The 26,511-nt window shown below is 71.7% G+C and carries 34 protein-coding genes; 32 read left to right on the top strand and 2 right to left on the bottom strand.

Features of this window, described 5'->3' with window-relative positions:
• Positions 1-194 precede the first annotated feature (194 nt).
• The 16 genes from ACFYT4_RS16800 (at position 195) to ACFYT4_RS16725 (ending at position 12,731) form a co-directional block, all read left to right on the top strand.
• Complete coding sequence (locus ACFYT4_RS16800; RefSeq protein ID WP_389269037.1) at positions 195-1,307, top strand: C40 family peptidase; 1,113 nt, start codon at positions 195-197, stop codon at positions 1,305-1,307.
• A 109-nt stretch (positions 1,308-1,416) separates the two neighbouring features.
• A complete protein-coding gene (locus tag ACFYT4_RS16795) occupies positions 1,417-1,716 on the top strand; it encodes a DUF6112 family protein (protein WP_389269035.1) in 300 nt (99 codons plus the stop codon).
• A gap of 1 nt (position 1,717) precedes the next feature.
• Positions 1,718-2,410 (top strand): hypothetical protein, encoded by a 693-nt coding sequence (locus tag ACFYT4_RS16790; protein WP_389269033.1) that lies wholly within the window; start codon positions 1,718-1,720, stop codon positions 2,408-2,410.
• Between the two features lie 34 nt (positions 2,411-2,444).
• A complete protein-coding gene (locus tag ACFYT4_RS16785; RefSeq protein ID WP_389269031.1) occupies positions 2,445-3,884 on the top strand; it encodes an ATP-binding protein in 1,440 nt (479 codons plus the stop codon).
• A gap of 106 nt (positions 3,885-3,990) precedes the next feature.
• Positions 3,991-5,454 carry an SCO6880 family protein gene (locus ACFYT4_RS16780; protein ID WP_389269029.1) on the top strand — a complete coding sequence of 488 codons (1,464 nt, stop codon included), beginning with the start codon at positions 3,991-3,993 and terminating at the stop codon, positions 5,452-5,454.
• A 57-nt stretch (positions 5,455-5,511) separates the two neighbouring features.
• Entirely contained in the window at positions 5,512-6,027 is a 516-nt protein-coding gene (locus ACFYT4_RS16775; protein ID WP_389269027.1) for a hypothetical protein, read from the top strand.
• A 32-nt stretch (positions 6,028-6,059) separates the two neighbouring features.
• On the top strand, positions 6,060-6,473 hold the full coding sequence (locus ACFYT4_RS16770; protein ID WP_389269025.1) for a DUF6238 family protein: 414 nt from the start codon (positions 6,060-6,062) through the stop codon (positions 6,471-6,473).
• 29 nt (positions 6,474-6,502) lie between these two features.
• Entirely contained in the window at positions 6,503-8,017 is a 1,515-nt protein-coding gene (locus ACFYT4_RS16765; RefSeq protein ID WP_389269023.1) for an ATP-binding protein, read from the top strand.
• An 8-nt stretch (positions 8,018-8,025) separates the two neighbouring features.
• Positions 8,026-8,598, top strand: a complete 573-nt coding sequence (locus ACFYT4_RS16760) for a hypothetical protein (RefSeq protein ID WP_389269021.1) — start codon at positions 8,026-8,028, stop codon at positions 8,596-8,598.
• The gene (locus ACFYT4_RS16755; RefSeq protein WP_389269019.1) at positions 8,595-8,780 is read left to right on the top strand and encodes a hypothetical protein; all 186 of its coding nucleotides are present in this window, start codon (positions 8,595-8,597) and stop codon (positions 8,778-8,780) included. Before ACFYT4_RS16760 ends, ACFYT4_RS16755 begins: the two co-directional genes overlap by 4 nt.
• A 94-nt stretch (positions 8,781-8,874) precedes the next feature.
• Complete coding sequence (locus tag ACFYT4_RS16750; RefSeq protein ID WP_389269017.1) at positions 8,875-9,399, top strand: hypothetical protein; 525 nt, start codon at positions 8,875-8,877, stop codon at positions 9,397-9,399.
• A gap of 27 nt (positions 9,400-9,426) precedes the next feature.
• Complete coding sequence (locus tag ACFYT4_RS16745) at positions 9,427-10,011, top strand: hypothetical protein (RefSeq protein ID WP_389269015.1); 585 nt, start codon at positions 9,427-9,429, stop codon at positions 10,009-10,011.
• An 18-nt stretch (positions 10,012-10,029) separates the two neighbouring features.
• Positions 10,030-10,809 (top strand): hypothetical protein, encoded by a 780-nt coding sequence (locus tag ACFYT4_RS16740; RefSeq protein ID WP_389269013.1) that lies wholly within the window; start codon positions 10,030-10,032, stop codon positions 10,807-10,809.
• A gap of 10 nt (positions 10,810-10,819) precedes the next feature.
• Positions 10,820-11,959 (top strand): hypothetical protein, encoded by a 1,140-nt coding sequence (locus ACFYT4_RS16735; protein WP_389269011.1) that lies wholly within the window; start codon positions 10,820-10,822, stop codon positions 11,957-11,959.
• Positions 11,960-12,021: 62 nt separating this feature from the next.
• Entirely contained in the window at positions 12,022-12,399 is a 378-nt protein-coding gene (locus ACFYT4_RS16730; RefSeq protein WP_389269009.1) for a hypothetical protein, read from the top strand.
• Entirely contained in the window at positions 12,396-12,731 is a 336-nt protein-coding gene (locus ACFYT4_RS16725; protein ID WP_389269007.1) for a hypothetical protein, read from the top strand. Before ACFYT4_RS16730 ends, ACFYT4_RS16725 begins: the two co-directional genes overlap by 4 nt.
• Before the next feature lie 99 nt (positions 12,732-12,830).
• On the opposite strand, the gene ACFYT4_RS16720 is transcribed toward ACFYT4_RS16725, so the two are convergent.
• Both ACFYT4_RS16720 and ACFYT4_RS16715 read right to left on the bottom strand, forming a co-directional pair.
• Complete coding sequence (locus ACFYT4_RS16720; protein WP_389269005.1) at positions 12,831-13,217, bottom strand: DUF4440 domain-containing protein; 387 nt, start codon at positions 13,215-13,217, stop codon at positions 12,831-12,833.
• A 146-nt stretch (positions 13,218-13,363) separates the two neighbouring features.
• Complete coding sequence (locus ACFYT4_RS16715) at positions 13,364-14,566, bottom strand: permease (RefSeq protein ID WP_389269003.1); 1,203 nt, start codon at positions 14,564-14,566, stop codon at positions 13,364-13,366.
• Positions 14,567-14,994: 428 nt separating this feature from the next.
• On the opposite strand from ACFYT4_RS16715, the gene ACFYT4_RS16710 reads away from it, so the two are divergent.
• The 16 genes from ACFYT4_RS16710 (at position 14,995) to ACFYT4_RS16635 (ending at position 26,432) form a co-directional block, all read left to right on the top strand.
• Positions 14,995-15,330 carry a hypothetical protein gene (locus ACFYT4_RS16710; RefSeq protein ID WP_389269001.1) on the top strand — a complete coding sequence of 112 codons (336 nt, stop codon included), beginning with the start codon at positions 14,995-14,997 and terminating at the stop codon, positions 15,328-15,330.
• Positions 15,331-15,356: 26 nt separating this feature from the next.
• Positions 15,357-15,854 carry a hypothetical protein gene (locus ACFYT4_RS16705; protein WP_389268999.1) on the top strand — a complete coding sequence of 166 codons (498 nt, stop codon included), beginning with the start codon at positions 15,357-15,359 and terminating at the stop codon, positions 15,852-15,854.
• A gap of 110 nt (positions 15,855-15,964) precedes the next feature.
• Positions 15,965-16,384, top strand: a complete 420-nt coding sequence (locus ACFYT4_RS16700) for a hypothetical protein (protein ID WP_389268997.1) — start codon at positions 15,965-15,967, stop codon at positions 16,382-16,384.
• 8 nt (positions 16,385-16,392) lie between these two features.
• The gene (locus ACFYT4_RS16695) at positions 16,393-16,974 is read left to right on the top strand and encodes a hypothetical protein (RefSeq protein WP_389268995.1); all 582 of its coding nucleotides are present in this window, start codon (positions 16,393-16,395) and stop codon (positions 16,972-16,974) included.
• A 21-nt stretch (positions 16,975-16,995) separates the two neighbouring features.
• The gene (locus ACFYT4_RS16690) at positions 16,996-17,607 is read left to right on the top strand and encodes a hypothetical protein (RefSeq protein WP_389268993.1); all 612 of its coding nucleotides are present in this window, start codon (positions 16,996-16,998) and stop codon (positions 17,605-17,607) included.
• Positions 17,608-17,700: 93 nt separating this feature from the next.
• Positions 17,701-18,435: a hypothetical protein gene (locus ACFYT4_RS16685; RefSeq protein WP_389268991.1), complete on the top strand. Its 735-nt coding sequence runs from the start codon at positions 17,701-17,703 to the stop codon at positions 18,433-18,435.
• A 279-nt stretch (positions 18,436-18,714) separates the two neighbouring features.
• Positions 18,715-18,945: a hypothetical protein gene (locus tag ACFYT4_RS16680; protein ID WP_389268989.1), complete on the top strand. Its 231-nt coding sequence runs from the start codon at positions 18,715-18,717 to the stop codon at positions 18,943-18,945.
• A 27-nt stretch (positions 18,946-18,972) separates the two neighbouring features.
• The gene (locus tag ACFYT4_RS16675) at positions 18,973-19,386 is read left to right on the top strand and encodes a hypothetical protein (protein ID WP_389268987.1); all 414 of its coding nucleotides are present in this window, start codon (positions 18,973-18,975) and stop codon (positions 19,384-19,386) included.
• 293 nt (positions 19,387-19,679) lie between these two features.
• Complete coding sequence (locus ACFYT4_RS16670) at positions 19,680-20,069, top strand: hypothetical protein (protein WP_389268985.1); 390 nt, start codon at positions 19,680-19,682, stop codon at positions 20,067-20,069.
• Positions 20,066-20,869, top strand: a complete 804-nt coding sequence (locus ACFYT4_RS16665; protein ID WP_389268983.1) for a DUF317 domain-containing protein — start codon at positions 20,066-20,068, stop codon at positions 20,867-20,869. Before ACFYT4_RS16670 ends, ACFYT4_RS16665 begins: the two co-directional genes overlap by 4 nt.
• A gap of 112 nt (positions 20,870-20,981) precedes the next feature.
• Positions 20,982-21,506: a hypothetical protein gene (locus ACFYT4_RS16660; protein WP_389268981.1), complete on the top strand. Its 525-nt coding sequence runs from the start codon at positions 20,982-20,984 to the stop codon at positions 21,504-21,506.
• Between the two features lie 28 nt (positions 21,507-21,534).
• On the top strand, positions 21,535-22,368 hold the full coding sequence (locus tag ACFYT4_RS16655) for a DUF317 domain-containing protein (RefSeq protein ID WP_389268979.1): 834 nt from the start codon (positions 21,535-21,537) through the stop codon (positions 22,366-22,368).
• Positions 22,369-22,458: 90 nt separating this feature from the next.
• Positions 22,459-22,956, top strand: a complete 498-nt coding sequence (locus ACFYT4_RS16650) for a hypothetical protein (RefSeq protein ID WP_389268977.1) — start codon at positions 22,459-22,461, stop codon at positions 22,954-22,956.
• Positions 22,953-23,717, top strand: coding sequence for a DUF317 domain-containing protein (locus tag ACFYT4_RS16645; protein WP_389268975.1), 765 nt, complete (start codon positions 22,953-22,955; stop codon positions 23,715-23,717). The genes ACFYT4_RS16650 and ACFYT4_RS16645 overlap by 4 nt, the downstream gene beginning before the upstream one ends.
• A 30-nt stretch (positions 23,718-23,747) precedes the next feature.
• On the top strand, positions 23,748-25,544 hold the full coding sequence (locus tag ACFYT4_RS16640) for a TraM recognition domain-containing protein (protein ID WP_389268973.1): 1,797 nt from the start codon (positions 23,748-23,750) through the stop codon (positions 25,542-25,544).
• Positions 25,545-25,973: 429 nt separating this feature from the next.
• Positions 25,974-26,432 carry a hypothetical protein gene (locus ACFYT4_RS16635; RefSeq protein WP_389268971.1) on the top strand — a complete coding sequence of 153 codons (459 nt, stop codon included), beginning with the start codon at positions 25,974-25,976 and terminating at the stop codon, positions 26,430-26,432.
• The last annotated feature ends 79 nt before the right edge of the window (positions 26,433-26,511 follow it).

Raw genomic sequence — 26,511 nt, 5'->3', positions numbered from 1 at the left:
GGCTGCGAGCGGCAACTCGCACCCTCCGTGCAAGCCCCGAATTCGCCCATCACCGGCCGCCTCCGCCTTCCCACCGCTGACGCGGGCACGAGACGGCCGGACCTCACCGAAGGACCATCCGTGACACACGCATGCCCTGAACCGCCGGGCATCCGGCCACCGGCGACCGACCGCTCCATGGGAGGCGGCACCGGGTGAAGGGCGCAGCCGCCGCCATCGGCGTGTTCTGCCTCTCCCCTCTCCTGATCGCCGGTGTCGCCGTCGTCGCCGCGGCTGGCAGCGGCGCCGCCCTCAACGCCGCCTCCTGTCTTCCAGGTTCGGATGTCGACACCGTCGCGATGGCCAAGCAGGTCGCCGCGATCCTCAACGGTGAGGGCGCCGACGGCGACATCCGGATCGAGGGCCTGGAGCTGCCCGACGAGCAGATCCCCCACGCCAAGACCATCGTCGCCACCGGCATCTCCATGAAGGTGCCCGAGCGAGGACAGGTCGTCGCGCTGGCCACCGCACTCCAGGAGTCCCGCCTCCGGAATTTGAACTACGGCGACCGCGACAGCCTGGGCCTTTTCCAGCAGCGTCCGAGCCAGGGCTGGGGAACACCGGAGCAGGTCCGCGACCCCGTCTACGCGTCGACGAAGTTCTACGAGGGGCTGTTGAAGGTGCCGGGGTGGGAGTCGATGACGATCACCCAGGCCGCCCAGGCTGTCCAGCGCTCCGGTTTCCCGGACGCGTACGCGCAGTGGGAGCCACTCTCCCGCGCCCTGCAGACGGCGATCGTCGCCATCCTGCCCGACAGCGGCGCCCCGAACGGGGACAACCCCGGCGGCGGCGCCTCCGGATGCGTGCCCGGCGAGGACGGGGCCGAGTTCGGTCCGATTCCGCCCGGCACGGTGCCCAAGGGATACGAGATCCCGAAGGACACCGACCCGCGGGCAAAGACGGCGATCCGCTGGGCGATGGGCCAGCTCGGCACCCCCTACCAGTGGGGCGGGACCTGCAAGGACCCGCGCGGCCCGGACCCGATGGGCCGCTGCGACTGCTCCAGCCTCACCCAGCAGGCGTACGCCGCCGCCGGCGTCACCCTGACCCGCACCACGTACACGCAGGTCAAGGAGGGCAAGGCGGTCTCCGCGAAAGCGCTGAAGCCCGGTGACCTGATCTTCTCCCGGGGCACGGCCGCCGTGCCCGAGCACGTCAGCCTCTACATGGGCTCCGGACTGCTGATCAACGCCCCGCGCACCGGGACCGTGGTCCGCATCGAGCCCGCGGCCGATACCAAGATCCTCACCGTGCGCCGCGTCCTCTGACGCCCCGTTCCTCTCTCCGGCCCCTCGGCCGATCCCCCGTTCCGCTCTGCCTCTTCCCGTATTTCCGCAGGCCCGCGCGCCTGTATACGCAAGGAGTCCCACCACCTCGATGGACCGTACCCACCTCCTCGCCTTCGACCCAGGCATCACCCCCAAGGGCGGCGGCCTCCCCGGGCTCGATGTCCTCCGCGACGTCGTGAGCAGCATCAACATGTTCGGCATCATCGCCGTCGTCGGCGCGCTGGCCGTCTCCCTCGGAGTGTGGGCCTGGGGCCACCACTCCGGCGGCCACCAGGCCGAGGCCAACGGCAAGAAGGGCGCCCTCGTGAGCGCCGGTGCCGCGCTCGGCCTCGGCGCCGCCAACGGCATCGTCCAGTTCTTCAGCGCGCTGGGGACGCAGGTCAACTGACATGAAACGTTCCCGCACCTCCGTGCTCCACCGCCACACCGGCCACTGGTCGGCCAACCGGCGTATCGCCGCCGTCACCATCGTGATCACGCTGCTGGTCGCGGTCGCCGGCCTCGTCGCCTGGGCCACCGGCGACCGGGACCAGCGCCGCACCAACGCCCCCGCCGCTCCAGCGAGCAGCGCCCCGGCCACGAAGGACAACCTCGGCACCGCCCCGTCTTCGCCCGGGACAGGTTCGGTGGCCAAGCCGCCGCGGCTCGATGATCCCCTCACGTACGGGAAGGCGGCGACGGCGATGCTGTGGTCGTACGACGCCCGGTCCACCAGCCGGGACCAGCAGCTCGCCGGGATGCACGCCTGGATGTCCCCGGAGACCAAGTACACCGACTGGACCGCGGTCCAAGCTCAGGTTCCGGATCCGGTGCTGTGGTCACGGATGCGGGACAACGCCCAGCACACCACCGCGACGATCTCCGACGCGAAGTTCCCGTCGGCGTTCAAGGCCGCGCTGGCGGAGGACCCGGCTGGGCTGACCGAGGCGTACATCTACGCCGTCACCGTCACCGGCAAGCAGGCGATCCGCTGGAAGGACGGCGGGGGCGGCGCGGAGGACCGCGCGGTCACCCTCGCCGTCCAGTGCCGTCCCAGCGCGGCCTGCGGCCTCGTCTCCATCGCGCCCCGCATCGCCCCCTAGCCACTGACCTGACAGATAAGGAGGTCCCGGTTCAGTGGACTTCTGCTCCATACCCGTCGCGGGCAAAATCTGCGACGCAGCCGACGCGATCGACTTCGTCGCCGACCCCGGCAAAGCCATCACCGAGGGCATCGGCAACTGGATCGCCAAGAGTTCCGGCGAACTGGCCGCAGCGGCGGCCGAACTCGCGGCCGACGCCGTCAACGTCACCACCGCGGTCGACCTGAACGCGGGCTGGTTCCGCGACAACTACGAACTGCTGCTCCCCATCGGCCTAGTGGTGCTGGTCGCGACGTTCTGCGCCCAGCTCGTCCGGGCCGCGATGAAACGCGACGGCCAAGCGCTGACCCAGGCATTCACCGGCACCGCGTCGGGTGTGCTCTTCGCGTTCGTCGCCATCGCGCTCACCACGGTCGCCATCGAAGTCGTCGACGCTCTATCGGACGGCCTGTTCAAGGCCGCGAACACCTCGGTCGAGGACTCCGTCCGCCGCATGGTCAAGGTCTCCCAGATCGGCGCCCTCTCCGGACTCGGATGGCTCGTCCCCACCTTCGCCGCACTCGGCGCCGCGATCGGCGCGTTCCTGTACTGGTGCGTGATGATGGTCCGCAAGGTCGGCATCCTGGTGCTGGTCACCCTGGCCGTGTTCGCGGCGGCCGGCGGCGGCTGGGAGGCCACCCGCCGCTGGCGCCGCGGCTGGATCGAGGCCACCGCCACCCTCATCGTCTCCAAGCTGCTGATGGCGGTGATCTTCCTCCTCGGCGCTTCCGCCATCGGCAACACGAATCCGGAGGACGGCATCGCGGCACTCGCCGATGTCATGGCCGGAATCGTGATCATGGCCCTCGTTCTGCTCAGCCCGTACGCGACGTTCAAGTTCGTGCACTGGGCCGCCGAAGGAACCGACGGCGAATCCATCCACCGCGCCGGTGGAGCCGGCGCCCAGGTCGCCCGCCAGCACGCCGAGCAGGCCGCGCGGAAGGCAGCAGCCGCAGCGTCCGGCGGAGCCGGAGCAGCGGCCGGCGGGGCGGGAGCCGGGGGCGCCGCCCCACAGGGTCCCGAGTCCGTGCCCGGGCAGTTCCCCGGTGACATCGCCTCCTCCTCCGTGTCCACCAGCAGCAAGTCCGGTGGTGGAGACGACCGGGCCGGTCAGGACGGCGGCGGTCACGGTGGAACCGGTGTGTCGCCGGTGGCCGACGCCGCGGTCCAGGGACTGGAGAAGTCCGTACGGTCCGCCACCAGCGAGAGCGGGCAGGACGGGACCGGCGGCTCCAATCCGCCCGGCCCGCAGTCCGCTGCCGGATCGGCTGAATCCGCCCCGGACCCGCGCATCGGCTGGTCGACCCTGCCCCCCGCGGGGTCCGCGCCGCCCCCGCAGGGCGCCCCGCCCGCACCGGACGGCACCGCCCGCCCGGTCCCCGGCACCAGCCCCACGCCCTCTGGTCCCAGCGGCCCGTCGCCCACCGGCGACTGACCCTGCCCCCTCCGTGCCGGGCAGGACACCACCCCTGGCGGTGTCCTGCCCGGCACCCCACCCCCACGCCCGACACCCACCCCGCGCTTCCGGAACGGTCTCCCTCTTGTCTGACACCCTCACCCCGCTCACGGTCAAGTTTCCACACCGGTCCAGGCGCGGGATCCTCCTCGGCCTGTCCCTCCCACAGCTCCTGCTCACCTCCGCCGCGCTCGCCCTGCTCGTGGTCACCGTGGTGACCACCGGCCTGACCGGCGCCGCAGCCCTCGCCCCGCTGTGGGCAGCGGTCGCCGCCCTCGTCCTGGGGAAGCGGAACGGACGGTCCCTGATCGACTGGGCGCCCATCGTCCTGCGCTACGCCCACCGGCGCCGCACCGGCCAGACCCTGTGGCTCGCCAAGCCCGTGTCCCGCCCCCGCCAGGACGGCATCCTCCACCTCCCCGGCACCAGCGCCTCGTTGCGCGTCGTCACCCCGCACGGGTCCGAGGCGGCGGCCGTCTACGACCCGCACCGCCGCACCCTCACCGCCATCGCCCGCGTCTCCAGCCGGGCCTTCGCCCTCCTCGACCCCGCCACCCAGAACGCCAACGTCACCGGCTGGGGACGAACGCTCGTCAGCATCTCCCGCAACGGACACATCTCAGCGATCCAGGTCCTGGAGCGCACCGTCCCCGACTCCGGCGACACCCTCACCCGGCACTGGACCCAGCACGGCCACCCCGACACCCCCGTCGCCGGGCAGGTGTACGCCGACCTCGTCGCCGCCGCCGGACCGGCCGCCGCACCGCACGAGGCATACCTCGCGATCTCCCTCGACCTCCGCGCCGCCAAGCGCCTCATCTCCCAGGCCGGGGGTGGCCTTCCGGGGGCGTTCACCGTGCTGGAACAGACCACGGCCTCCGTCGCCCAGGCCGTACGATCCGCCGGGCTGACCGTGACCGGCTGGCTCACCGCCACCGAGATCGCCGCCGTCATCCGCACCACCTACGACCCCGCCGCCCTGTCCCGGCTGCAGCAGTGGTCGGCCTCCGGGAAGGCCGAGGCCGACCCGACCGCCGCCGGACCCGTCGTCCAGGTCGAAGAACACGACCGCGTGATCACCGACAGCGCCCGGCACGCCACCTACTGGATCGAGAACTGGCCCCGCACCGAAACTTCCCCCGGGTTCCTGCACGGGCTGATGTTCTCCGCCGGTGTGCGCCGGTCCCTCTCCCTTATATACGTGCCGCAGAAGCTGGAGGCCGCGCTGCGTGACGTCCAGCGCACCAAGGCCACGATCATCGCCGACGCGAACGAGCGCAGGAGGCGGGGCATGGTCGACTCCGAAGCCGACAGCGTCGAATACGCCGACGCCAAGGCCCGCGAACGCCAGCTCATCGCCGGGCACGCCGACGTCGACCTGACCGGCCTGCTCACCGTCTCCGCCGAGACCGACGCCCTGCTCGACGCGGCGTGCGCGCAGATCGAGACCGCGGCCGGATCCGCCCAGGTCGACCTGCGGCGCCTGGACTACCAGCAGCCCGACGCCCTGACCACCGGCGCCCTCCCGCTCGCCCGGATCGCTCTGTGACCCCGGCCGGACGGCCTGGCCACCGAGATCCGCAACCTCATCGCCCAGCTCCGGGAGATGAACCGCCGTCACCAGGAACGGCTCGACGAGTACCGCGTCGACGGCGACGTGATCGACGGTGAGTACGGCGCGTACGACGAGGCCCGGTGGGAGACCACCATCGAGGCCAGCGACCGCCTCGACCGCCTCGTCGACGAACTGCAACAACTCATCACACCCGGCGCACCGGGGCCGTTCACCGTCGCGGTGTCCGGGCGCGAGCGTCACGACGGCGAGAAGCCCCACCTCTTCGTGGTCAACAGCCATGGGCTGGAAGCCGCGTACGCAGCCCTCGTCCGCCTGCCGACGTACCGGGAGTGGCTGACAGATATCAGCGCCAGCGCCTGCTCCGACAAAGAACCCGTCGTCGTGGTCGTCCTTGAGGCGAGCCACCCCGGCCTCCCCGCCCTTGGGGAGTTCCACGACTTGCGGCGCGAGCAGGCCCACGCCATCCCGATCGCCCCCTCGGTGACTTCCGCTGCACTTCCGCCCCTTCCCATCCAGCCCCCGGCCCGACGGCTCCCCACCTTCTGAAGAACCCGGACCCGCCTGGCCGTAAGGACACCTTGACCACACCCCCCGACGCACTGCCCTACCTGCGCGCCGCCACCGCCGGCCTGCGCCACCACCACCGCACCAGCACGGAGCAGCCCGCCGACCGCGCCCACCTCGACACCCTCCACGCCCACCTCAGCACCCTCCACCAGCTCCTCGACCGGCTCGCCGAGAAGACCCGGCCGTCGCACCCGGCCGCCGGCCGTCACCTCGCCACCGCGCACACCCGCCTGTGGCAGGCCGGCACCGCCGTCCACGACGCCTTCCACACCCTCCCCAACAGCGCCGACACCGGCACGGACTGCGCCCCTCCGCGTCTACCGGAGGGCCCACCGTTCCTGACGATCTGCCACCGGCACCTCGCCACCGGCCACGCCGTCCGCCGCAAGACCACCCCCGCCGACCACACCGCCCGCGCCTCATGAGCGGACAGCACCGCCGAAACGGAACCCCGATGTCCCACCGGCCCGCGCGCCGAGCCCGCCGCGCCTCCGCCAGCCCGCTGTTCACTCCGAACGGCACGGACCGCGCCAGCCGCCGCAGGGCCCGAAAGCAGCTCGCCGAAGCCACCGCGAAGGCCCGCGCCCATGCTGCTGCCCACCCCGACGGCACCGTTCCCGTCGAGGAGCCGCTGCCCGCACCGCTCTACGGGCTCACCGGACGTCCCGGCCCCGCCTCCGCCCGCGGATCCCGGCTCAAGCTCCCCGCCCACCGCATGACCACCGCCATCGCCTCCGGGGCGTACCCCTTCCTCGCCGAGGGCGGACTCGGCGCCGACGGCATCTACATCGGCCGCGACGTCCACGCGGAAGCGGCCTTCAGCTACGATCCGTTCACCCTGTACGGCAAGGTAGAAGGCTTCACCAATCCGAACGTGCTTTTGGCGGGGGTGATCGGGCAGGGCAAGAGCGCGCTCGCCAAGTCCTTTGCGCTGCGCTCCATCGCGTTCGGCTACCGCGTCTACGTCCCCTGCGATCCCAAGGGCGAGTGGACGCCCGTCGCGTCCGCGCTCGGCGGCACCTCCATCGCCCTCGGCCCTGGCCTCCCAGGGAAATTGAACCCTCTGGATGCCGCACCCCGTCCGGAGTCCGTACCGGAGGAGGAGTGGGCGGGCGAGATCCGCAAGCGCCGCCTGCTGCTGCTCGGCTCGCTGGCGCGGACGGTCCTCGGCCGGGACCTCGCGCCGATGGAGCACACCGCGCTGGACGTCGCCCTTGACGCGGTCGTCGGCCAGGCCGCCGCCACCGGCCGGACTCCGCTCCTCGGCGACATCGCCACAACCCTCAACAACCCCGCGACCCTGGACCTGATGGGCGGGACCATGTCCGGGCGCCTCGGTGACGCCGCCCGGGACCTCGCCCACGCCATGAGAAGGCTCGTGCACGGTGACCTGGCCGGCATGTTCGACGCCCCCTCCACCGTGGCGTTCGATCCGAACAGCCCGATGCTCACCATCGACCTCTCCCGCCTGGGCGGTTCCGGCGACGACACCGCCCTCGTGCTGGCCATGACCTGTGCCTCCGCCTGGATGGAGAGCGCGCTCACCGACCCGAACGGCGGCCGGCGCTGGATCGTGTACGACGAAGCCTGGCGTCTCATGCGCCACCCGGGTCTTCTCCAGCGCATGCAGTCCCAGTGGAAGCTCTCCCGCGGCCTCGGTATCGCCAACCTGATGGTGATCCACCGGCTCAGCGATCTGCTGACCGCCGGCGACGTCGGATCCCGCGGACGGGCTCTGGCCGAGGGCCTCCTCGCCGACTGCTCCACCCGCATCATCTACCGCCAGGAGACCGACCAGCTCGCCGCCGCGGCAGCCCTCCTCGGTCTGACCACCGTCGAGTCCGAGGCCATCGCCCACCTCAACCGCGGCAGAGGGTTGTGGAAGGTCGCCGGACGGTCGTTCATCGTCCAGCACCTCCTCCACCCCCACGAACGCACCCTCTTCGACACCGACGCCCGCATGCACTGAAAAGGCCCGTGAGTTCAGGAATCCCGAAGGGAATCAAGACGACCACGCCCGTGCCCAATCCCCGCGGCTGGGTCTACGAGGGCAGCCGCCGCCGACCGGTGGAACTCGCCTCCGCCCCGGCCTTCCTCCCCGACAACACTGCTGATGGTGCCCGTCATCACCAGCATCTACGGCACCACAACGGCACTCGCGACGCGTACGAACGGCAACTCTCCACACACAGCGAGCAGACGGAAGACCTCTCACTGGCCGACGCCGCCGCCCTGACCGAGCAGGCTCTCCATCCAGAGACCGGGCTGCTGGCACAGCTCGCCGAACTACTCGACGCCGTGGCGAACCAGGTCTGCGAGACCGGCGCCGACGAGGCATTCGACTTCCACGACGACGTGGCCGACGCCATCACCGCCCTGGAACGAATGGCCCACGACCTGCACCCCATCAGCACCCGCATGCGAACGTTCGCCACCCCACCAGGGCAACACTCCCCCGCTGCCCCTCCCGGCCCCGCCCTGCCCCCTCATCCCCACGCCCGTCGACACGTCCGCGCTGACCCATCCGGCCTGCCGACCCCTTCTTCATGAACGCGCGCTCTTCGACACTGACGCCCGCATGGACGAGAAGCCCCGCCGCGTCCACCTACGTCGATGAACGCATCGACGCCTTCCGAACCCACACCGGCACCGCCCACCTCGGCGACCTCGAACGCCCTGCCTTCGGCGGGAAGGCCGAGAAGACCGAACCGTCCGGCCTCCTCCCGTCCTGAACAAGGCGGGCAGCCGCAACTCCGCTGTCACAACATCACCGGCGGCCCGGTCCTCCCCAAGGCCGGGACCGCCTGCCTCCCAGCACGAGAGGCCATGAACCCCGACTTCGAGCTGTACGACAACACTGGCCGCACCGGCGAGCAGACCACCGCGGCGCACGTCGGCAGAGCCACGGACGACGATCTTCTGCGTTGGGCGGGCCGCGACGCCGAGCCGCACCTGGCCCGACACCCCCTGCCCTCGGGGCTGCTCGCCGCACCGGACCTCACCCCGTACCTCACGGCCCTCACCGCGGCCGGCACTCCGGCCGAGGCCCACGCCGTCACCGCCACCTTCCTCACCACCGTCGAACCCGTACTCCGTGCGGTGAGCGACTACCTCCTTGCCGCAGCCCGGTGGCGTGGGCAGCTCCACGGCACGCCGAAGGGGTCACCACCCCGCCTCCTGAGGGACGCCTCCGGCCTGAGCCTGGCCGCCCTGGTCACCGCGGACGCAGCCGGTCTCGATGCCCTGCGCGCCTTCTACGAGCCACCGCCCACGCGGCGCGAGTCCCGCTCCGCGCCCGGCCTCCCGCCCACCGCACCCTGTCCTCCCCCGGCCCCGAAGCCGGGCCGCTAGCCCACCATCACGTTCCGGAGCGCACTCGTGACCACCCGCTCGTTCATCGCCCGCCCCACCCCCGCCGGATACACCGGAGTCTATGTGCACTTCGACGGCACCCCCGCCTCCAAACTCCCTCTGCTCCTGGCCGCCTTCCAGTACCGCTTCGGCCACAGCGCCGACGCGATGGCGCGGCATCTCGTGGACGACGTCGCCGTCGGCTGGGACGAACTGGGCAGCGACCTCCTCGGCTCAGCACCGCCGGAGATCGTCGCGCCTCTGACCGGCGGAGAGCCGTGGCCCAGTCGCACACTCGACGACCTGATCACCACAGACGGGTCGCCGGTCCGCATGACGGTCACCGAAGCGACGGCCATCGACATGGACCTGCAATGGGGCTACGTCCTGCACCCCGAGGGGATCGAGGTCATCGCCCTCCTCACGTACGAGCGCGGTCCCCTCGTCGGCTGGGACACCCACCCGCTGTCCCTCATCAGCAACGACCCCGTCCACTGGCATCCCGACCGCCCCGCACCGGTCAACGCCCCCCGCCCGGCACCGAAGCTCACCACCACCGCCCCCGCGCCAACGGCCAACCGTGCACCACAGCGCACCCCCACCCGCCGCTGAACTACCCCTGGAGCGTCTGTGCCTCACGACCTGTACGAGGTGAGCCCCCGCTACCTGGCGGCCAGCCCCCTCTCCGAGCACCGCGACCACCTGGACACGCTCGCCGCGAGCACCGGCTGGACCCTCACCACCGACGGGGCGACGGCAACGGTCACCAGCCCGTGCGAGCGGATCATCCTGCATCACGACCAGGCCGCCGAAGGCTGGGGTCCGCACCTGGTGATCACCGCCCACACCGGCCCCGGCGCCCCGGCCCGGTGGCGGGCCGACATCGCCGGCAACACCCCCGTGGAGTTCCTCGCCACGCTCACCAGCACCATCACCACCGCGCTGGAGACCGACCCGGACCATCTGGTCTACGACATCGCCGCCACCCCCGAACCGATGATCGGCCTGGCGGTCAGTGACGAGCACTGGGGGTACGTGGACGACCAGGGCCTGGTCGGGCTCCAGGCCACAGACGGACTCGCGGCGGTCCTCAGCCGGGCGCCGGACGCGCCGGGACCGCCTCTGCAGGACGACCCCGGCATCGGCTGGCACCTCTTCGCAGTCCACCCCGCCGGCTCGCTGTGGGGGGTGTCCTTCACCCATGGCGTCCCGGTGTTCGTCGTCGCCTCAGCCCTGGAGCAGACGCTGTCGCCCGAGCCGCTCATCCGGCCCGCAGGCATCGCCCGTCATCCGGCCTTCGCGCCTCTGATCACCGCCCGTCCTCTCCCTGCCGCCCGGCCGGGCCAGACGACCACGGGTCTCCCTCCCAAGCCTCCGGGTCCCGCGCAGGGCAGCGCGAAGGCACGGTGACTCGGAGATCTTGACCTCCTACGCCGCCTCGACGCCGCCCGCCCAGATCATCCTGTCCGTGTGCGAAGGTGCGGAGATCGCCGCCATCGCCACCGGCGAGCAGTACAAGTGGGCCCAAAGCGCTCTGGTCGCCGCCGGGTGGGAGCGGACCGGAAACGGCGTCTACACCCGGCTCTTCAGCGAGCGGGCCGCCGCCGAACGGGCCATCTCCACCCTGGTCCACGCCGCCCGGCGGCACCGGGCCGCCGTCGTCACCAGCACCCGCCCCTACCTCGGCGACATCGCCGACACCATCGCCCACCAGCTCCCCGGACCGTGGACCCCGACCGTGGAGGTCTACAGCCACCCGGTGTGGCAGGAGGACCTGGTGCCGTGGCTGTGGGACTCCGGCGAACTCATCCACGCCGTCCAAGCCGGACAGGTGACGCACGCCACCAGGCTCACGAACGAGACTGCGGGCGTCGACCTGCTGCTCATCGAACGCCCCGGCCACTCCACCGGGTACGTCGCCGGGGCGTTCGCGCCCGACGGGTTCGACGACAACTTCGAGAATCCGCACGCGCCGACGAGCATCGTCCTGCCCCAGGACCCGTACCGGGCCGCCGCCGAGATCGCCGACCGGTACCTGCCCGCCTACCACCAGGCTCTGCACGCCCGGCGCACGGCGGCCGTCGCCTCCGCCCTGAGCCGGATCCGCGACGAGCACACCGAACTCCAGCACCTCACCGCCACCGAGCCCGATCCGGCGTACGAGGAGCGGTTCGCCGACATGGCCTGGCACGAGGTCCTCGATGTCGTGAAGCACGCCCCGCCCCTGATCGAACACTGCCGGCGCGGTCCCCTCCCGCTGGAGGACTCCATGGCCATGACCCGCCTCGAAGCCGCTCTCGGCACGGGCACCACGATCGTGGCCGGGTGGCACGGCATGCTCAGCGGCAGACCTGACGCGCCGCGGGCATACCTGAACGAGCACTTCCCCGGGGCCAAAGCCATCCGCAATCGGAGCATCCGTCCGGTGATCGACGCCTGGCTCGCCGACGGCGACACCCTGCTGCGCCACGCCCACGCCCCGGGCCGTGCCCCGATCCCGGCTCCCGCTGCCGTCCCGGCACTGCCTCCGGCGGCCTCCAAACCGGCCCGCCCCCGCTGACGAAGGAGCGCTACCCTCTGCACCAGTTCCACATCGGCACCCACCCCGAGCACGGGATCGCCGTGTCCTCCCGCGCCGATCTGCCCGCCCACATCGCCGACTGGTACCTCGTACGCCTCCAGTTCGAGGCAGTGCCCGACCGGCCCGGCCTGTACCGGCTGAGCGACCCAGGGCGTGACGGGCTACGGCGCGCCCGCCAGGCCGTCCACGACCTGCGCGCCCAAGGGTTCACCGTCCAGGCGGACTACACCCTCGACCCCGCACCCGAGCCCGAACCCGGTCTGTCGGACCGGCTCGTCGGCGCCCGGCAGACCCGGCTCGCCCGGGCCGCCGCCGCCCGCTCGCCCCAGCTTCGCAGCACGCCCGCCCCGGCCCCGATACAAACGGCGGTGCCTGCGGCTCCGGCTTCCGGCAGAACCTCCGCAGCTCGGACCCGGTGACCGCACCGGCTCCACCGACCGGAGGCCAACGCCACCTTCAAGGAATCCCCATCGCCACCCCCACCTCCGCCGTTGCCGGTGCTCTGAACGCACTGGCCGCGTACACGGCTCAGTTCGGCGTCATCGCGCTGCGCTGTGACACAGCCCTCGACCACCTGCGCGATGTCCATCGCAAGGTCAGGGACCCGCGCGCTGCCGACGCGGCCCTCGCGGAACGCGACGCCGCCCTGGCCACCGTCGCCGTCGAACTGCTCCTGCCGCATACCCAGACGCTCCTCCACGCTGCCCGCCGGGGCATCGACGCCATGCCCCCAGTTGTTGCCCGGCGCTGAAAATGCCGACGAACGGGGACGACGACGCCCCGTCGGTGGGTGTTCCGGCGGGGCGGTCGTCGGCAAGGTGTCGTCTTCGTCGGCGAGGTGCCGGTGGTCTCAGTCCACTCCGGGCGGCACGCGTGTGGCCTGGTGGTAATACATCCGCCAGCCTGTAGTCTGATCCCTCTTGCGCCAGATCGAACTGTGCCTGGTCCTGCGTTCGCCGAGCATGGTCTCGAAGGTCAGGTGCACCAGACCCGGCGCGAGCCGCACTCCCGAGATGTCCGATGGCTCATAGCGGGGACCATCCGCCGAACTGCCCGCGTGGTCAGCCAGTTCGGCGAGCATCTCCTCATAGGTGCATCGCCGTCCCGACCCGCCGACCTCCACGAACTCCGGGTCGAGAAGCTGCGCGGCGCGTTCCCGCGAGGCGCGGACACGCGGGTCCATGAGCTGCAACTCGCCCGCGATCGCCTGGTTCACATCGTCTGTTGCACCGTCCATGGACGTATCCTCACCGGACTCACGGTTCATGTCGCAACCGATTTCATCTGCCCGATCAATGATCAAGCTTGGCCTTCGGCGCCGCCGGGTCTATCACGGCTCGTTTGACAGACCCAACACTGGCGTGAGAGGCCCGAAGCGTGTGCTCAGTGGCGCCGGTGGCGGGATTCCTCCGTGTGGTGCCCGTGCTCTGTCTGGCCGCCGTGGTCGTGGCCCGTGTCGGGTGAGCCGCCCATCATGCGGAGCATGGACACTCCCCCGGTACGCAGGAAACGCAGCAGCAGGGCTGCGGCGAGGAGGAGGAAAGCGATGTTGAGCCAGGTCGTATAGTTCCAGGACACGCCCTCCGTCGGAATCGTCGCGTCCTCGCGGTCGGGGACCAAGCCGAGGCCGCCGAAGGCGAATTCGACGACGTATCCGGCGATGACCATGGCGAGGTAGAAGGTGCCCAGCAGGAAGGCGGTCATCTTCGCGCCGTAGTACTTCCGGTAGATGTTGAGGATCGGCAGGATCAGCAGGTCGGCGAAGATGAACGCCACGACGCCACCGAAGCTGATCCCGCCCTTCCACAGCACCACGGCCAGCGGCACGTTGCCGATCGAGCACACGAACGAGGCGATCGCCACCAGCGGACCGACGACCGGGCCCCACAGCTTGGCAGCCAGGGGATGGCCGTCGAAGAAGAAGGCGCGCCAGAACGAGTCGGGCACCCAGGCGGCGATGGCACCGGCGATGAGCAAGCCGATGACCAGATCGCGCAGGATCGCCGCCCACTCCATGACGAAGACGTGGCTCGTCGAGGTGAAGCCCTCGCCCGACAGCAGCCGCCGGGCAAAGGAGCCTTCGCGCCGCACGGACATGTCCATCGCGGCGTGGCCCTCCATCGACCCGGCCAGGGCGCGCTCGGCCTGTTCGCGTGCCTGGTGCAGCAGCTTGTCGCGCAGGAACAGCCGGAACAGCACCGCCAGCACGACGATCATGACGGGACCGCCGACGAACTCGGCGGCGGTGAACTGCCAGCCCATGAGGAGGGCGAGGATCACACCGAGTTCGACGACGAGGTTGGTGGAGGCGATCTCGAAGGCCATCGCGGCGGTGAAGTTCGCGCCCTTGCGGAACAGGGAGCGGGCCAGTGCCACCGCAGCGTAGGAACAGGAGGAGGACGCCACACCCAGGCCCGCGGCGATGGCGAGAGTGCGGGGACGGTCGTCGCCGAGGAGGGAGACGACGGTGGAGCGGCGGATCACGGCCTGGACGACCGCGGACAGGGCGAAGCCCAGGATCAGGGCCCAGGTGATCTCCCAGGCCATGGATCCGGCGATGGACAGGGCGTGCAGGACGGCGTGCATCGGTGAAGCCTTCCTCCTTCAGCGGGGCTCCTGTCGGCGGACACGCGGACCCGATCGGCATGGTCCGTGAACCGGGATGCGGGGCGCCGCGTGCCGGGGCGCCCGCCCGGGTTCAGCCGACGCGCAGCGTCAGGGCAGCGGTGTGCAGTGACGCCCACCCCCTCGCCGGGCCCGCCCTCCTCGTCGCGGGAGCCGCAGCCGCCGTCGCCGTCTTCACCCCCGCCCGGGGCCATCGGCTCCCCGCCCCGTCTTCCCCACCCCAGCCCTGAACCTTCTCTCCGAAAGGCGCCTTCCTCTCCATGCCGTTCACTCATCCGTCCGTGTGGGACGACCACCTCGAAGAATGCCCGCTCTGCCGGTCCGCCGACCGGGACGTGCCGTCTCTCTTGCGGTGCGCAGTCCACACCGTGCTGCAACAAGGCGTCTTCATGACCCATGACGAAATCCCGCTCATGGAGATCATCTCCGACGGCGCCGACTACCTGCGCGGGCTGACCGCCTCTCCCGGCGGCGACCGCACCATCCCCGTGCCCGATGCCCGGCATACGGCCTGGATGGACGCCGAGGTCCGCCTCGCTCTCGCCCGTGCCGCCGGACTCCCGCCCGCCGGCGCCCTCGACCTGCGCATCGACCGCATCCTCACCGACGCCGCCACCTGGCCCGAGAAACAGCGCGCCGCCCTGTTCGAGCGGGCCGCAGACCTCTTCGCCCTCAAGCACACACCGGCCCCCAACCGACGTCTCCACCGACACGCCCCCCGATAGCCCACCCATACAAGGAGAACTCGCCTATGGCCGTCGCCACCCGATGGGATGTTGTCCACAGCTGTGGACACGAATGGACCCACGACCTCTCCAGCCACGCCGCGGACCAGCGTGCCTCCTTCGCCCGCTGGCTCACCGGGCGCGCCTGCACCGACTGCTGGCGCTCCACCCGCTCCGCGGACTCCGCCGGGCGCGAGGAGTGGCTGGCCGCCCGGCGTGCCGCCGAGCAGCAGGCCGCCGCCGACTGGGCGAAACGTTTCGACATGCCGCCGCTCGACGGCCCGCAGAAGATCCTCGGCTGGGGTGAGCGGTGCCGCCACCAGCTCATGACCGCAGCCCACACCGCCCTGGTGGTCGAAGGTGCCTGGGACGAGGCGGACTGGGCCGTCCTGGAGGAGAAGGCCCGCACCGTCACCCGCGCCGGATGGTGGCTCGACCAGCGCGACTCCGACGGCACCGACCTGCCCGAACTCCTCGACGCCGCAGGCGAGTCGGACCGGGGAACCGAGAACCCGTTCCGGTGAGACGGGGGCCTTATACCCGGGGCTGCCCGGTTCGTGAAATCGGGGATCGTGCGGACCCTTGAATCATTCCCCGCCGCCACCCGCGCCCCCTGTGGAAGGACCCCTCTGCCGTGCCCGACCCGTCTCGCCCGCCGTACGTTCCCGCCGACACCGTCACTCCCGACCGGGACATCACCCACCAGCACTTCCGCCCCGGTGACCAGGTGATCATCGTCAAGGGCACCGCTGGCGGAGAGCTGTGGGGCCAGGTGATGTCGGTGGTGACCCCGTCGTGGCACACGGCGACCGACGAGGACGGCTGGCGGCTGCGGAACCCCCGCGGCGGCGCCCAGAGCTACGTCACCGCCCATCCCCGCTACATGATCCACACTTCGCGGCTGTGCCGGGACTGCCTCACCCACCAGCGGGCCCTGGAGGACCACATCCTGCCCAAGATCCCCGGCACCGACGGGCCGGTGGACTGCGGCTGGTACACCCTCACCGAATTGAACCAGCTCATCCACACCGACGACGCCCGGGGCGGGCGGTGATAATCCACGTGTGGCCCCGGACCCTCCATGCCGGCGAGCCCCTCGAAGACGCCCTCGGGCACCCCATCGCCCCCGAGGACGAGCGGGTCCTGCGGTCCGTCGTCGCCCACTGGGACGGCCTCGGCTCCTACACCCTGGGCGAGCACCGGCACTGGACCGCCGCCCAGTGGGCCGAGCACCTCGACGACCCCACCCTGGAGCACCCGTTCGCCGCCGACGAGCACGGGATACGGTCGCCGCTGCTCCACCTCACCGCCGAGCTGCACCCGGCTGCCCGCGACCCGACGCGGGCGGACTGGCCGGAGATCGCCCGTCGCTTTGCCCGCAACGCGGGTCTCACCTCCCCCGTGGACGACCAGACATGTCGCTGGGTCGCCGTCCATTCCCGGCCCCGGCGTCTCGACCTGATCGCCAACCTGATCCGCCCCGACGGCACCTGGCAGCCCCAGCCCCACCCGCTCCTGCGGCACCTCGTCGCGGAAGGCCGCCGAATCGCGACCAAACTCGGCCTCCGGCCCAACCGCGCCACCACCGGAGCCCTCACCACCGCCCCCGGCCTGGTGACCCCAACCCGGGGCCTCCGCCGCTGACCAGCACGAGGAAGTCTGCCCTTGATCCCTCTTGCCGACCGATTCCTGACCCTGCGGCGCGACCCGCACTCGGAGGAGGTCCTCGCCCGCGGTGGCGGACCGGACGCCCACGGCATCCTGGAGCGGGCCGGGTTCGTGCCCGTCGTCCGGGTCCACGAGGCGTACCACCGGCTGCCGACCGGCCTCGGCACGAACGAGGAGACCCGCCTCGCCACCCGGGCCGTCGCCCGCCTCCGCTCCGCCGGCATCCCGATGGAATGCGACCGCGCGTTCGACACCGACGCCCGCGAGATCGCTGACCTCTCCCTCGGCGCACAGGTCGGCAACCTCGCCGCCTCCATCCACCGGGTGACCAGCAGCGACGAGGTCGCCGAGGTCCTGGCCGAGGTCACCGCCGCATACGACGGCATCCTCGCCGGACTCGCCGACGTCCTGGTCGCGACGGCCGACTTCCACCAGGATCTCGGCGGCCCCGCCGACGGTCCGATGGCAAAACGCCTGCGGTACCTCGCCGCCCACGGGCTCGGCACCGTCGCCGCCGCCCTGCGCGGCATCCGCGGCGACCTCGCCGACCGCCGCATCCCACCCCAGGCGGTCGGTATGCGGCGGCGAGGTCCCACCGACCGAGCGTGAAGCCTCCGCGATCTGCGCCTGCCCCCACCACCGGCACCTGCGCCAGCCGCCCGGCGCAGCCGCCCCCACATTCCCTTCACCCCCGAGGAGCCCATGCACGACCACGACTTCGAGCACGACATCGAGGGATTCGCCACCGTCCTCGCCGACGCGCTCCCCGGCCACTGGACCGTGGAGTACCACCAGCACACCAACCGGGCCGAGCAGCTGGCCCGTGCCGCAGCGGTGTGGGACCTGGATATGGTCGCCGATGCCATCGCCCGGTACCCGCTGCGGCACGACGCGATCCTCACCCGCGACGACGGCACCCGCCTCTACGTCACCGGCCGCCCCCGGCACGAGGACGACTTCCTCGTCGCCGCCATCGCCCCGGCCTCCGTACCGCCGGAAGCGTTCCGGGGAGTCCGGGAGCCGGACGGGATCGCCGTCCCGGCCGATCCGTTCGCCGCGGCCGAGGCCGTCACCACCGGTCTGTTCCCCCGCTACGAGGCCGCCCTCGCCCAGGTCTGGAAGAACTCCGACCATCTGGACTCCCGGACCCCAGTGACCCTGACCTGGGTGGGGCCGGATCTCCATGCCCACGCCGACTCCACGACCGTGGCGGCAATCCTCGCCGAGCACGGCTTCGCCCCGACCGATAGCGGACAGAGCCTCATGCTGACCGGCGACGACACGGCCCTGCAGGCCCGAGCGGTGCGCGCCGTGGGAGCCCGGCTGGCAACCCTCGGCATCCACCTCGCCCTGCGCCACCCGGCTGTCCGTCCCGGGCTCGACACCACCACCGTGGCCCTGGCCCAGCACCCCCGGCCAACGGCCCGAGTGCGATGAGCCGTTTCGACGGCGAGCCGACGTTCTTCGTCCTCGACTACATCACGATCACCCGGGACCCCCGCACCCGCCTGGTGGTCGCCGTCGGCGGGGACGAGCGGGCCGCCGGGATCCTCCAGACCACGGGCCAGTTCCTCCCGGCCCCAGGGCCGCGGGGCGACTACCACCGCCAGCCCCACGACCTGCCGGTCGACGACCAGCGCACAGGCGCAACGGCCGCAGCTCACGCCCTTCTGCTGACCGGGTTCAGTGTGCACCTCGACCCCGCGCTGAACACCCTTGTCCCTGCGGACGGCGACCGCCTGGGCCGCCTGGTACCAGCGCACGGAAGCCGCAGGGGAGGATCCCGCCCTCGCCAACCGGCTGATGAACACCACCGCCGGGCTGCGCCAACACTCCTGGCAGATCGAACAGATCCGCAACCAGGCCGCCGCGCCCCCGCCCGCACTGTCGACCCGTGCGGCGCCCACCCCGCCGTCCCCCGGCACGACCGCGTCCCCGCGCCGCTGAATCCACCCCGAAAGGACCTTCTCTCCCTTGGGCAATCGCGCCGACGAATGCGGTTCCGACGTAGAGATCTACCGCCGTGCCCTCAGCACCACCATCCACGCCGACACCCGCACCGGGGCACCCGAGGAACTGCTCGCCTACCTCGACCAGATAGGTCTTGAGCGTCACACCGTGGAGACCGTCGGCCCTGTCTACACCTGGCATGAAGCCCCCGGCCATCTGACCGAGGACGAGCAGAAGCGTCTGGTCACCCGCGCCGTGCCCGGGCTCCTCCTCGCCGGGTACATCGTCAACATCACCGACGACGTCTTCGACCCTGCCGCCTACCAGGAAGCCGTCGCCGAGATCCGCGGACACCAACACCCTCAGCCCACGGCTGCGACGGCCGCGTCGACCACACCGGCTCCCGCACCATCGCGGCCCCGGCCACGGACCGCCTGAAACCGCCCTCCGGGCCCCGAGCCCCCGGGCCCGGAGGGGCCACCCGCTCTTCTCCTTCCGCACCCGGAGAACCTCATTCCCCAGCCCAGCCCCACCCCGCCGCCAGCCGCTGTTTCGCGGCTGCGACGCCTCGCCGCCCGGCTTGCCCGCAGGCGGCAGCACACCCGTACGTCCCACGCCCGCCCGGAGCGGGAGACCGTGCCGGACCTCCCCACCTTCTGGGGGCCGATCTACGAAACCCACCGGCGCCAGAACTTCTGACAGCGCACCACCCCCCTTCATCCAGGAGGACCATGACCGACACCACCTCCGGCCCTGTCCGGCTCGCCGGTGACATCGCCCACCAGATCGACCAGCTCGCCGAACAGCTCCTCCAGGCGCCGCCCCCGCTGGCCGCCCAGATCATCGCCACCGTCCTCGACCCCGAGAACGGCGTCCTCAGCCGGTTCACCACCCTGGTGGCCACAGGCTCCCACTTCGCCAAGGGCCACGCCGAGAACGGGCTGCTCCCGCCGGAGGTCTGGCTCGCCCTCGGCCGCGCCGCGAACGAACTGCACGACATCGGACTCGACTTGGACGAGCACACGGACACACTCCGAGAGCTCGCCCGTCCGGCGCCGCCAGGTGCCACCCCGTCGGTGGCGAAGCACGTCTCGCCCCTGATCGCGAGGCGGCACCGGTGAGCCGTGACCGTTCGACCGAGTGGAACGACCGTCCCCAGCAGCACTACCTGATCGAGCCCCGCTACCTCGCCGGGGCCGGCGACCTGCGGCACGCCACGGAGTTCCTTCGCGCCTCGGGCTGGAAGGACAAGTCGAAGACAGGCGGCCCCATCGTCTTCCACAACCCGGCGAAGACCATCCGGGTCGTCTTCGACCCGATCACCCAGCCCGGCGGCTGGACGATCGAAGGCAAAGCCTCCGGCCACCAGCCCGCCTGGGCGGCGAAGTTCGGCATCCAGACACCCGTCGAGATCATCGCCGGACTCACCGACACGCTCACCCAGCCGCCCACCGCCCACGCCCCCAACGTCTGGGCGCCCCTCGACACCCAGAACTGGGAGACCCGCCGTGGCCAGCACTTCACCGCCATGAGCCCCGACCGCAGCTCCTTCGTCCAGTTCCACCAGTCCTCCCCCGGACAGGCCCACTGGTGGATCGGCGCCCGCACCGAGCACGGCCGCGCCTGGGACGCCGAACTGTCCCCCACCACCCCGCTGTCGCTGGTACAGGCGGTCACCACCGCGCTGGCCGACCCCCAGCCCGTGATACGCCCCCGCGGCGCCTTCCCCCCCAGCAACCGGATCCGCACCACCTCGGTCTCCGTCCGCCCCTCCGAGCTCGGAGCCTGGCAGCAGGCTCGTCTCAACGCCGCCCGCACCGCCGCCTGGGCCCGCAACGCCTGGGCCACCGCCCGCCCCCGCGGACGCCAACCCGCCGCCGCGCCCAGCGCCACCGCCGGACACGCGACCGGACGCCGCTGAGCCCCGTCCCGCGCACCAATCCCGCATCCGGAAGGAGCCGTCCATCACGACTACCCACTCCCAGAACCAGCTCGACCAGCTCGACCGCTTCCTTAGGGCAGCGGCGGACATCATGCTGGCATTCGACAGCGACCCCGCCCAGGAACAAAGCGAGGGCGGCTGGCCGTGCGACGAACTGGCCTACAGCTGGGCCGCCCACCGCCGCGACCGGAGCATGTGGGAGGCGTTTCTCCCCGTCCGGGGCCACGTCGGAGCACTCCTCGCCACCGCGACCGCGCAGCTCGGCCTGCTCCCCGACAGCTCCCGGGACGCCTGGACCTCCAAGATCAACGGCCTGGACCATGCCACCACGGAGCTGGACCACCAGCATGACCGGACCGTCGAACGGCTGGGCGACCATCTCGCCCGGCCCCATCCGAACCTGGAAACCGTCGACCTGGTCCTGACCGAGTTCTTCGACGAGGCATGGCCCGCACTCGACGTCTGGGCCGCTGGCGGGCACGCGGTGATCGAACTCAACACCACCGTTCACCAAGACGCCGCCCACTCCCATACACCCAAGACGGCGCTGCGGCTCGTCTCCGGCGGGATCACATCGCCGAGTGCCCCGGGTCGCCCCCGCGGAGGCCGCCGGTGACCCCGCCCGACGGAGCGGGAGGACCCTTTTGCTGAAGCAGGCGCAGTTGGACCTCTTCGCCGCCGACCACGCTGACCGCCTCCTCGACGATGTGTCGCCCCGGCACCTGGCCGGCCCCGGGGACGCGCGCCACGTCACCCACACGCTCGCCGCCGCCGGATGGACCACCCGGTCCGATCCCCTCGCGCCCGTGGTCCATCTCAAGAGCCCGGACCTGTGCTACCAGCTCCAGCACGAGCCACAGCAGGCCATGGTCCGGTCCGGCTGGCACCTGACCGGCAGCGTCCCCGGGGAGCGCTGGTACGCCTCCTTCGGGCCCGTCCCCGCCGAGATCATGGCCGGCTTCACCGACGCTCTCCTCCTCCCCCAGACCGCCCCTGACCTGCCCGAGGTGCGGGACACGCTGGCCGCCGCCGGATGGACCCACACCCGTCTCCCGGACGGCCACGCGGCCCACTCCCCGGACGGAACGGTCCGCATCGAGCACCGGCCGATCCGCGCCGAGGTCGACGAGACCCCCGCGTGGCGGATCGAGGTGCGCCCCGACCCGGACCACGGCCCGCCCGTCTGGACCGCCTGGATCGCCTACTTCCCACCGCCGCATCTGATCCATGGCCTTGTCACCGCGCTGATCAACCCGGCCCCGCTGCAGCGCAACTGGCAGGAGAGCGAGGGCCATTACAACGCCCGGCGCACCGAGAGCAGCGTGAGCCCGCAGGCGTACGTACAGGCCCACCGCGACCGGATCGACGCGGTCCGCGCCCAGGTCCGGGCCGCCCGCCGCCAGGCGAAGAAAGCCCTCACCACCTCCCGCACGCCGCACCCTTGCGTCCCGTCCGCCCCCGTACGACAGGCCCGGTAACCCGCCATCACCCCCCAGCACCCTCGCACCGACCCCCGCCCAGACGACCTCCTGACCGCCTTCCTCACCCGGATCCAGCAGCTCCAGACAGTGTGGGAGACCTACACCGAGACCCACACCGACCCGAGCGGCTGGCCCTACGACGACGAGGCCCACCAGAGAGCCGAACAGCGGCGGAACGCCGCCGCCTGGGCCGCGTACGAACCCGTGTCCCTGCTCGCCGTCCGGCTGGTCGCCTCGGCCGAGAACCGCCTCACGCGTCTGCCGTCCGCCCCCGACCGGCCAGGGTGGACATCGCAGCTCGGCATCCTCACCTCCGCCGCCCACGGCCTCGACGCCGTCCGCACCACCTGGGACGAGACGCTCGGCGACCTTCCGGTGAACGCCGGTCCGGGCGACCCCGCGTACGACACCGCGGCGGCCGAACGGGACGCGGCGGCCTGGCCTCTACTGGAACTCTGGGCTCTGCACGGCCAGACCGTCCTCGACATCCGCACCACAGCCCGATCGTCCCGGCCCCGGGTCCAGAGCACCGCCCCGGCCCCTCCGGTAGCCAGCGCCTCCAGCACCCCGGCGGCGCGCCGGTGACGGAGAAGATCACCGTCGAGCAAGTCCTGGTCTCCCCGCGGGCACTGGCCGGCGGCGGGGACCCGGCCTGGGTCACCGTCCCCCTCCACCGCGCCGGAGGGTGGAGCCACGGGCACGACCCGCTGGCACCCCGCGTCCTGCTGTCCAGCCCCGACCAGCAGACCCTGCTGCGCCTGGAGCCCGACCCGGATGGCCAGTGGTGGACCCTGCAGCACACGCGGACCAGTGCCGTACCCGCTTGGCACGCCTCCTTCGGCGCCCGGACACCGGTCGAGATCATCGCAAGGCTCACCGACACCCTAATCCGGCCGGGCAAGGCCCCGGCCGACCCGGACCCGTACGCCCCGCTGCTGGAACACGACTGGACCCCCAGGCCCCATGTCAGCGGTCTCGCGTCCCCCGACGGCCTCACCACGATCACGCACACGCCCGAGAAGGGCACCGCCGGCTGGCTCATCACGACCCTGGAGCGGAACAACGGCGTTCCCCTGTGGCACGCCTGGTTCAGCCAGGACACACCCGTGCCTCTCGTCGCCGGGTTCACCCGCGCTCTCGCCGACCCCGAGCCTCTGGCCCGTGACCCGCTGCAGGTCCCTCCCATGATCAGCCACTCCCAGACCACCCGGCGCGAAGTGCCCGCGGACGAGGTGGGCCGCGCGCTGGAGCGGCGAGTCCAGCAGCTCACCGTCCCGGGCCCGCCCCAGCCGGTCACCCGGCCGCAGGCACCGCGTGTGCCACCGTCACACCGCCCCACCCGCTGACACCCATCCCCTTCCTTTTTGGACCACCGTTTGCCCAGCACCCCCTCCACCTCATCCGGCGAGGGCACGGACCTCGCCTTCAAGGCCCTCCTCGGCGCCTTCACTGTCGCCGTCCCGGCCGCCAACCTCGCCTGGCTCAGCGGCAACATCACTACCTGGCTGACCGGTTCGGGTCCCCAGGCCCCCTACCAGCCGGCCGACGCCCTCCTCAACCCCGAACGGCTCTGGCCCGGCATGGGAGAAACGTCCCTGCTCGTCGGAGTCCGTATCGTGCCCGCCGTCGTCCTGGTCGCCCTCGGTGTGATCGCCGCCGTGGCCTGGAACCGGCACAGGAACGGACCCGGCGGTCGCCGCAAGAAGGTCCGCGGGACAGCGAAGGCGAAAGACATCGAGCCACTGCTCGCCAAGGCGATCACCGCCAAGGCCCGGTCTCTGCGGCCGAGCCTCAAGGACGCGAAGACCATCGCCCCGGCCGACACCGGCATCCTCCTCGGCAACCTCCAGGGCACCAAGACCGAGGTGCGGATGGGGTACGAGGACGTCGCCGTGGCGATCATGGCCCCGCGTTCCGGGAAGACCACCTCTCTCGCGATCCCGTCGATTCTCGCCGCCCCGGGGCCGGTACTGCTGACCTCGAACAAGGCTGCCGGTGACGCCTACACCGCCACCTACGACGCGCGGTCCCGGGTGGGGCGGGTGTGGTCAATGGACCCGCAGCAAATCGCCCACGCGGACCGGACCATGTGGTGGAACCCCCTCGCCGACGCGAAGACGCTGGACGGTGCCGGAAGGCTGGCCGGGCACTTCCTCGCCGCATCCGTGGACGCCTCCCAGCAGGGCGACTTCTGGTCCAAGGCCGGATCCAACATCCTCGCCCAGCTCTTCCTGGCCGCCGCCCTCGACAACCGCCCGATCACCGACGTCATGGACTGGCTCGCCTTCCCCGCCAACCGGGCACCGCTCGACATCCTCCGTGACCACGGCTTCACCGCCGTCGCCGCACAGCTGAAGGGCACCGTCGAGGGGCCGCCCGAGACCCGGGACGGCATCTACGAGACCGCCCGCCAGTACGCCGCCGCTCTCCTCAATACCGAGATCGCCGCCTGGGTCACCCCCCAACAGGGCGTCGAGGAGTTCCGGCCCGCCCGGTTCGTCACCAGCACCGACACCCTGTTCCTGCTGTCCAAGGACGGCGGAGGCGGAGCCTCCGCGCTGATCGCCGCGTGCGCGGACTCGGTGATGCGGGCCGCGACCGCCCAGGCCGAACGAGCCGGCGGGCGACTGGACCCCCCGATGCTGGCGATCCTCGACGAGGCCGCGAATGTCTGCAAGATCAGCGATCTTCCGGATCTTTACTCGCACCTCGGGTCCCGCGGGATCATCCCGATGACGATCCTGCAGTCCTACCGCCAGGGGCAGAAGGTCTGGGGCGACGCGGGCATGGACGCCATGTGGTCCGCGGCCACCATCAAGGTCATCGGGAGCGGGATCGACGACCCCGACTTCGCCGACAAGCTCAGCAGGCTGATCGGTGACCACGACGTCGAGACCAAGTCCACCTCAACGAGCGACTCCGGAACGTCCACGAGCATCAGCATGCGGCAGGAACGCATCCTGCCCGCCGACGCCATCCGGGCCCTGCCCAAGGGCACCGCGCTCCTCTTCGGCACCGGCATGCGGGCCGCGATGCTCCACCTGCGCCCCTGGTACCAGGAGTCCGACGCCGACACCCTGTCCGCCGCGTCCGCCCGCGCGTCGAAAGCGATCACCGCCCGCGCCATCGCCAAGCACGCACCCAACCCCGGCAACCACAACCTCACGGCCTGACCCTCCCCTGATCTGCTCCGTCCCGAGGACCCCTTGGCCTTCATCGATCACCACGACGTGTTCAACGGCTCCACCGACGACGGCTGAACCCTTCAACGTCCTCCACACCCGCCTCCCCCGCCAGGCCGCCCACCACCCCGACGTCGGCGCGACCTGCCTCCACTACACCGCCTCCCTCACCACCTCCACGCCTTCGTGGAGGCACACGGTGGACCGTCAGTCACCACGAGCCCTACTGGCGAGCCGACTTCTCCCAGCGGATGCCCGCGGAGGCCGTCTCCGCCGCACCCTGGCCCGGCTGCGACCCCGCTGCCCAACGCCCAGATCCCACCGAGTTCCGCGGAGGCCCCAACGCCCGCCGACCCGACGCCTCATGACATCGCCCGCGCCCTCGCCGACGAGATCGACCCCCGCGTCGCCACCCGCGACGTGATCGCCCGCTTCAGCGTCCGCCACCAAGCGGCAGCCGAGTTCGGACACAGGTCCTCCTCCGGCCCGGTCGGCGTCCTCGCGCAGTCCCTCCACGCCCGCCTCTACGGACTGCCAGCCGACCCCGGCCCCCTCCCCACCGCCCTCGACGAGCTGCTGCAGAGCACGTACACCGCCACCGAAACCGAACAACAGGCAGCCGTACTCGTCCACCTCGCCGAGCAGTTGCACAACGCGGCCCAGATCCTCGAATGGGCCCGGGACAACGCGCACTGGCGCAGGCTGCCCGGCGCCTGGGAGTGGCTCCGGGAAGCCACCACCTCCACGCGGCAGATCGCCGACGGCCTCGCCACCGTGAGCACCGCCTTCACCACGGGCCCGGCACCCACCGTGCCGGCAACTCCCCCGACGCCGCCTCCGCTCGGCTCCTCCCGCCCCGCGCCCAGGGTCCCGGCATGAAGTCGCTCTGGGGTGAGTCGTCCGGTCTGGGGGGTGTGGTCCGGGTTGCGGGCATACGGAACGGGCACGATCCCGGTGA

The sequence above is a fragment of the Streptomyces sp. NPDC004609 genome, from assembly GCF_042873655.1.
In the GTDB taxonomy this organism is placed as follows: Bacteria; Actinomycetota; Actinomycetes; order Streptomycetales; family Streptomycetaceae; genus Streptomyces.
This window is presented reverse-complemented; position numbering and strand designations above follow the sequence as displayed.

What these genes read in the sequence shown, in the direction of transcription:
- ACFYT4_RS16795 (WP_389269035.1), top strand. Translation starts at nt 1,417, where the DNA reads ATGGACCGTACCCACCTCCTCGCCTTCGACCCAGGCATCACCCCCAAG.
- ACFYT4_RS16660 (WP_389268981.1), top strand. Translation starts at nt 20,982, where the DNA reads ATGCTGGCATTCGACAGCGACCCCGCCCAGGAACAAAGCGAGGGCGGC.
- ACFYT4_RS16715 (WP_389269003.1), bottom strand. Translation starts at nt 14,566, where the DNA reads ATGCACGCCGTCCTGCACGCCCTGTCCATCGCCGGATCCATGGCCTGG.
- ACFYT4_RS16705 (WP_389268999.1), top strand. Translation starts at nt 15,357, where the DNA reads ATGGCCGTCGCCACCCGATGGGATGTTGTCCACAGCTGTGGACACGAA.
- ACFYT4_RS16755 (WP_389269019.1), top strand. Translation starts at nt 8,595, where the DNA reads ATGAACGCGCGCTCTTCGACACTGACGCCCGCATGGACGAGAAGCCCC.
- ACFYT4_RS16710 (WP_389269001.1), top strand. Translation starts at nt 14,995, where the DNA reads ATGACCCATGACGAAATCCCGCTCATGGAGATCATCTCCGACGGCGCC.
- ACFYT4_RS16750 (WP_389269017.1), top strand. Translation starts at nt 8,875, where the DNA reads ATGAACCCCGACTTCGAGCTGTACGACAACACTGGCCGCACCGGCGAG.
- ACFYT4_RS16670 (WP_389268985.1), top strand. Translation starts at nt 19,680, where the DNA reads ATGACCGACACCACCTCCGGCCCTGTCCGGCTCGCCGGTGACATCGCC.
- ACFYT4_RS16720 (WP_389269005.1), bottom strand. Translation starts at nt 13,217, where the DNA reads ATGGACGGTGCAACAGACGATGTGAACCAGGCGATCGCGGGCGAGTTG.
- ACFYT4_RS16775 (WP_389269027.1), top strand. Translation starts at nt 5,512, where the DNA reads ATGAACCGCCGTCACCAGGAACGGCTCGACGAGTACCGCGTCGACGGC.
- ACFYT4_RS16765 (WP_389269023.1), top strand. Translation starts at nt 6,503, where the DNA reads ATGTCCCACCGGCCCGCGCGCCGAGCCCGCCGCGCCTCCGCCAGCCCG.
- ACFYT4_RS16685 (WP_389268991.1), top strand. Translation starts at nt 17,701, where the DNA reads ATGCACGACCACGACTTCGAGCACGACATCGAGGGATTCGCCACCGTC.
- ACFYT4_RS16790 (WP_389269033.1), top strand. Translation starts at nt 1,718, where the DNA reads ATGAAACGTTCCCGCACCTCCGTGCTCCACCGCCACACCGGCCACTGG.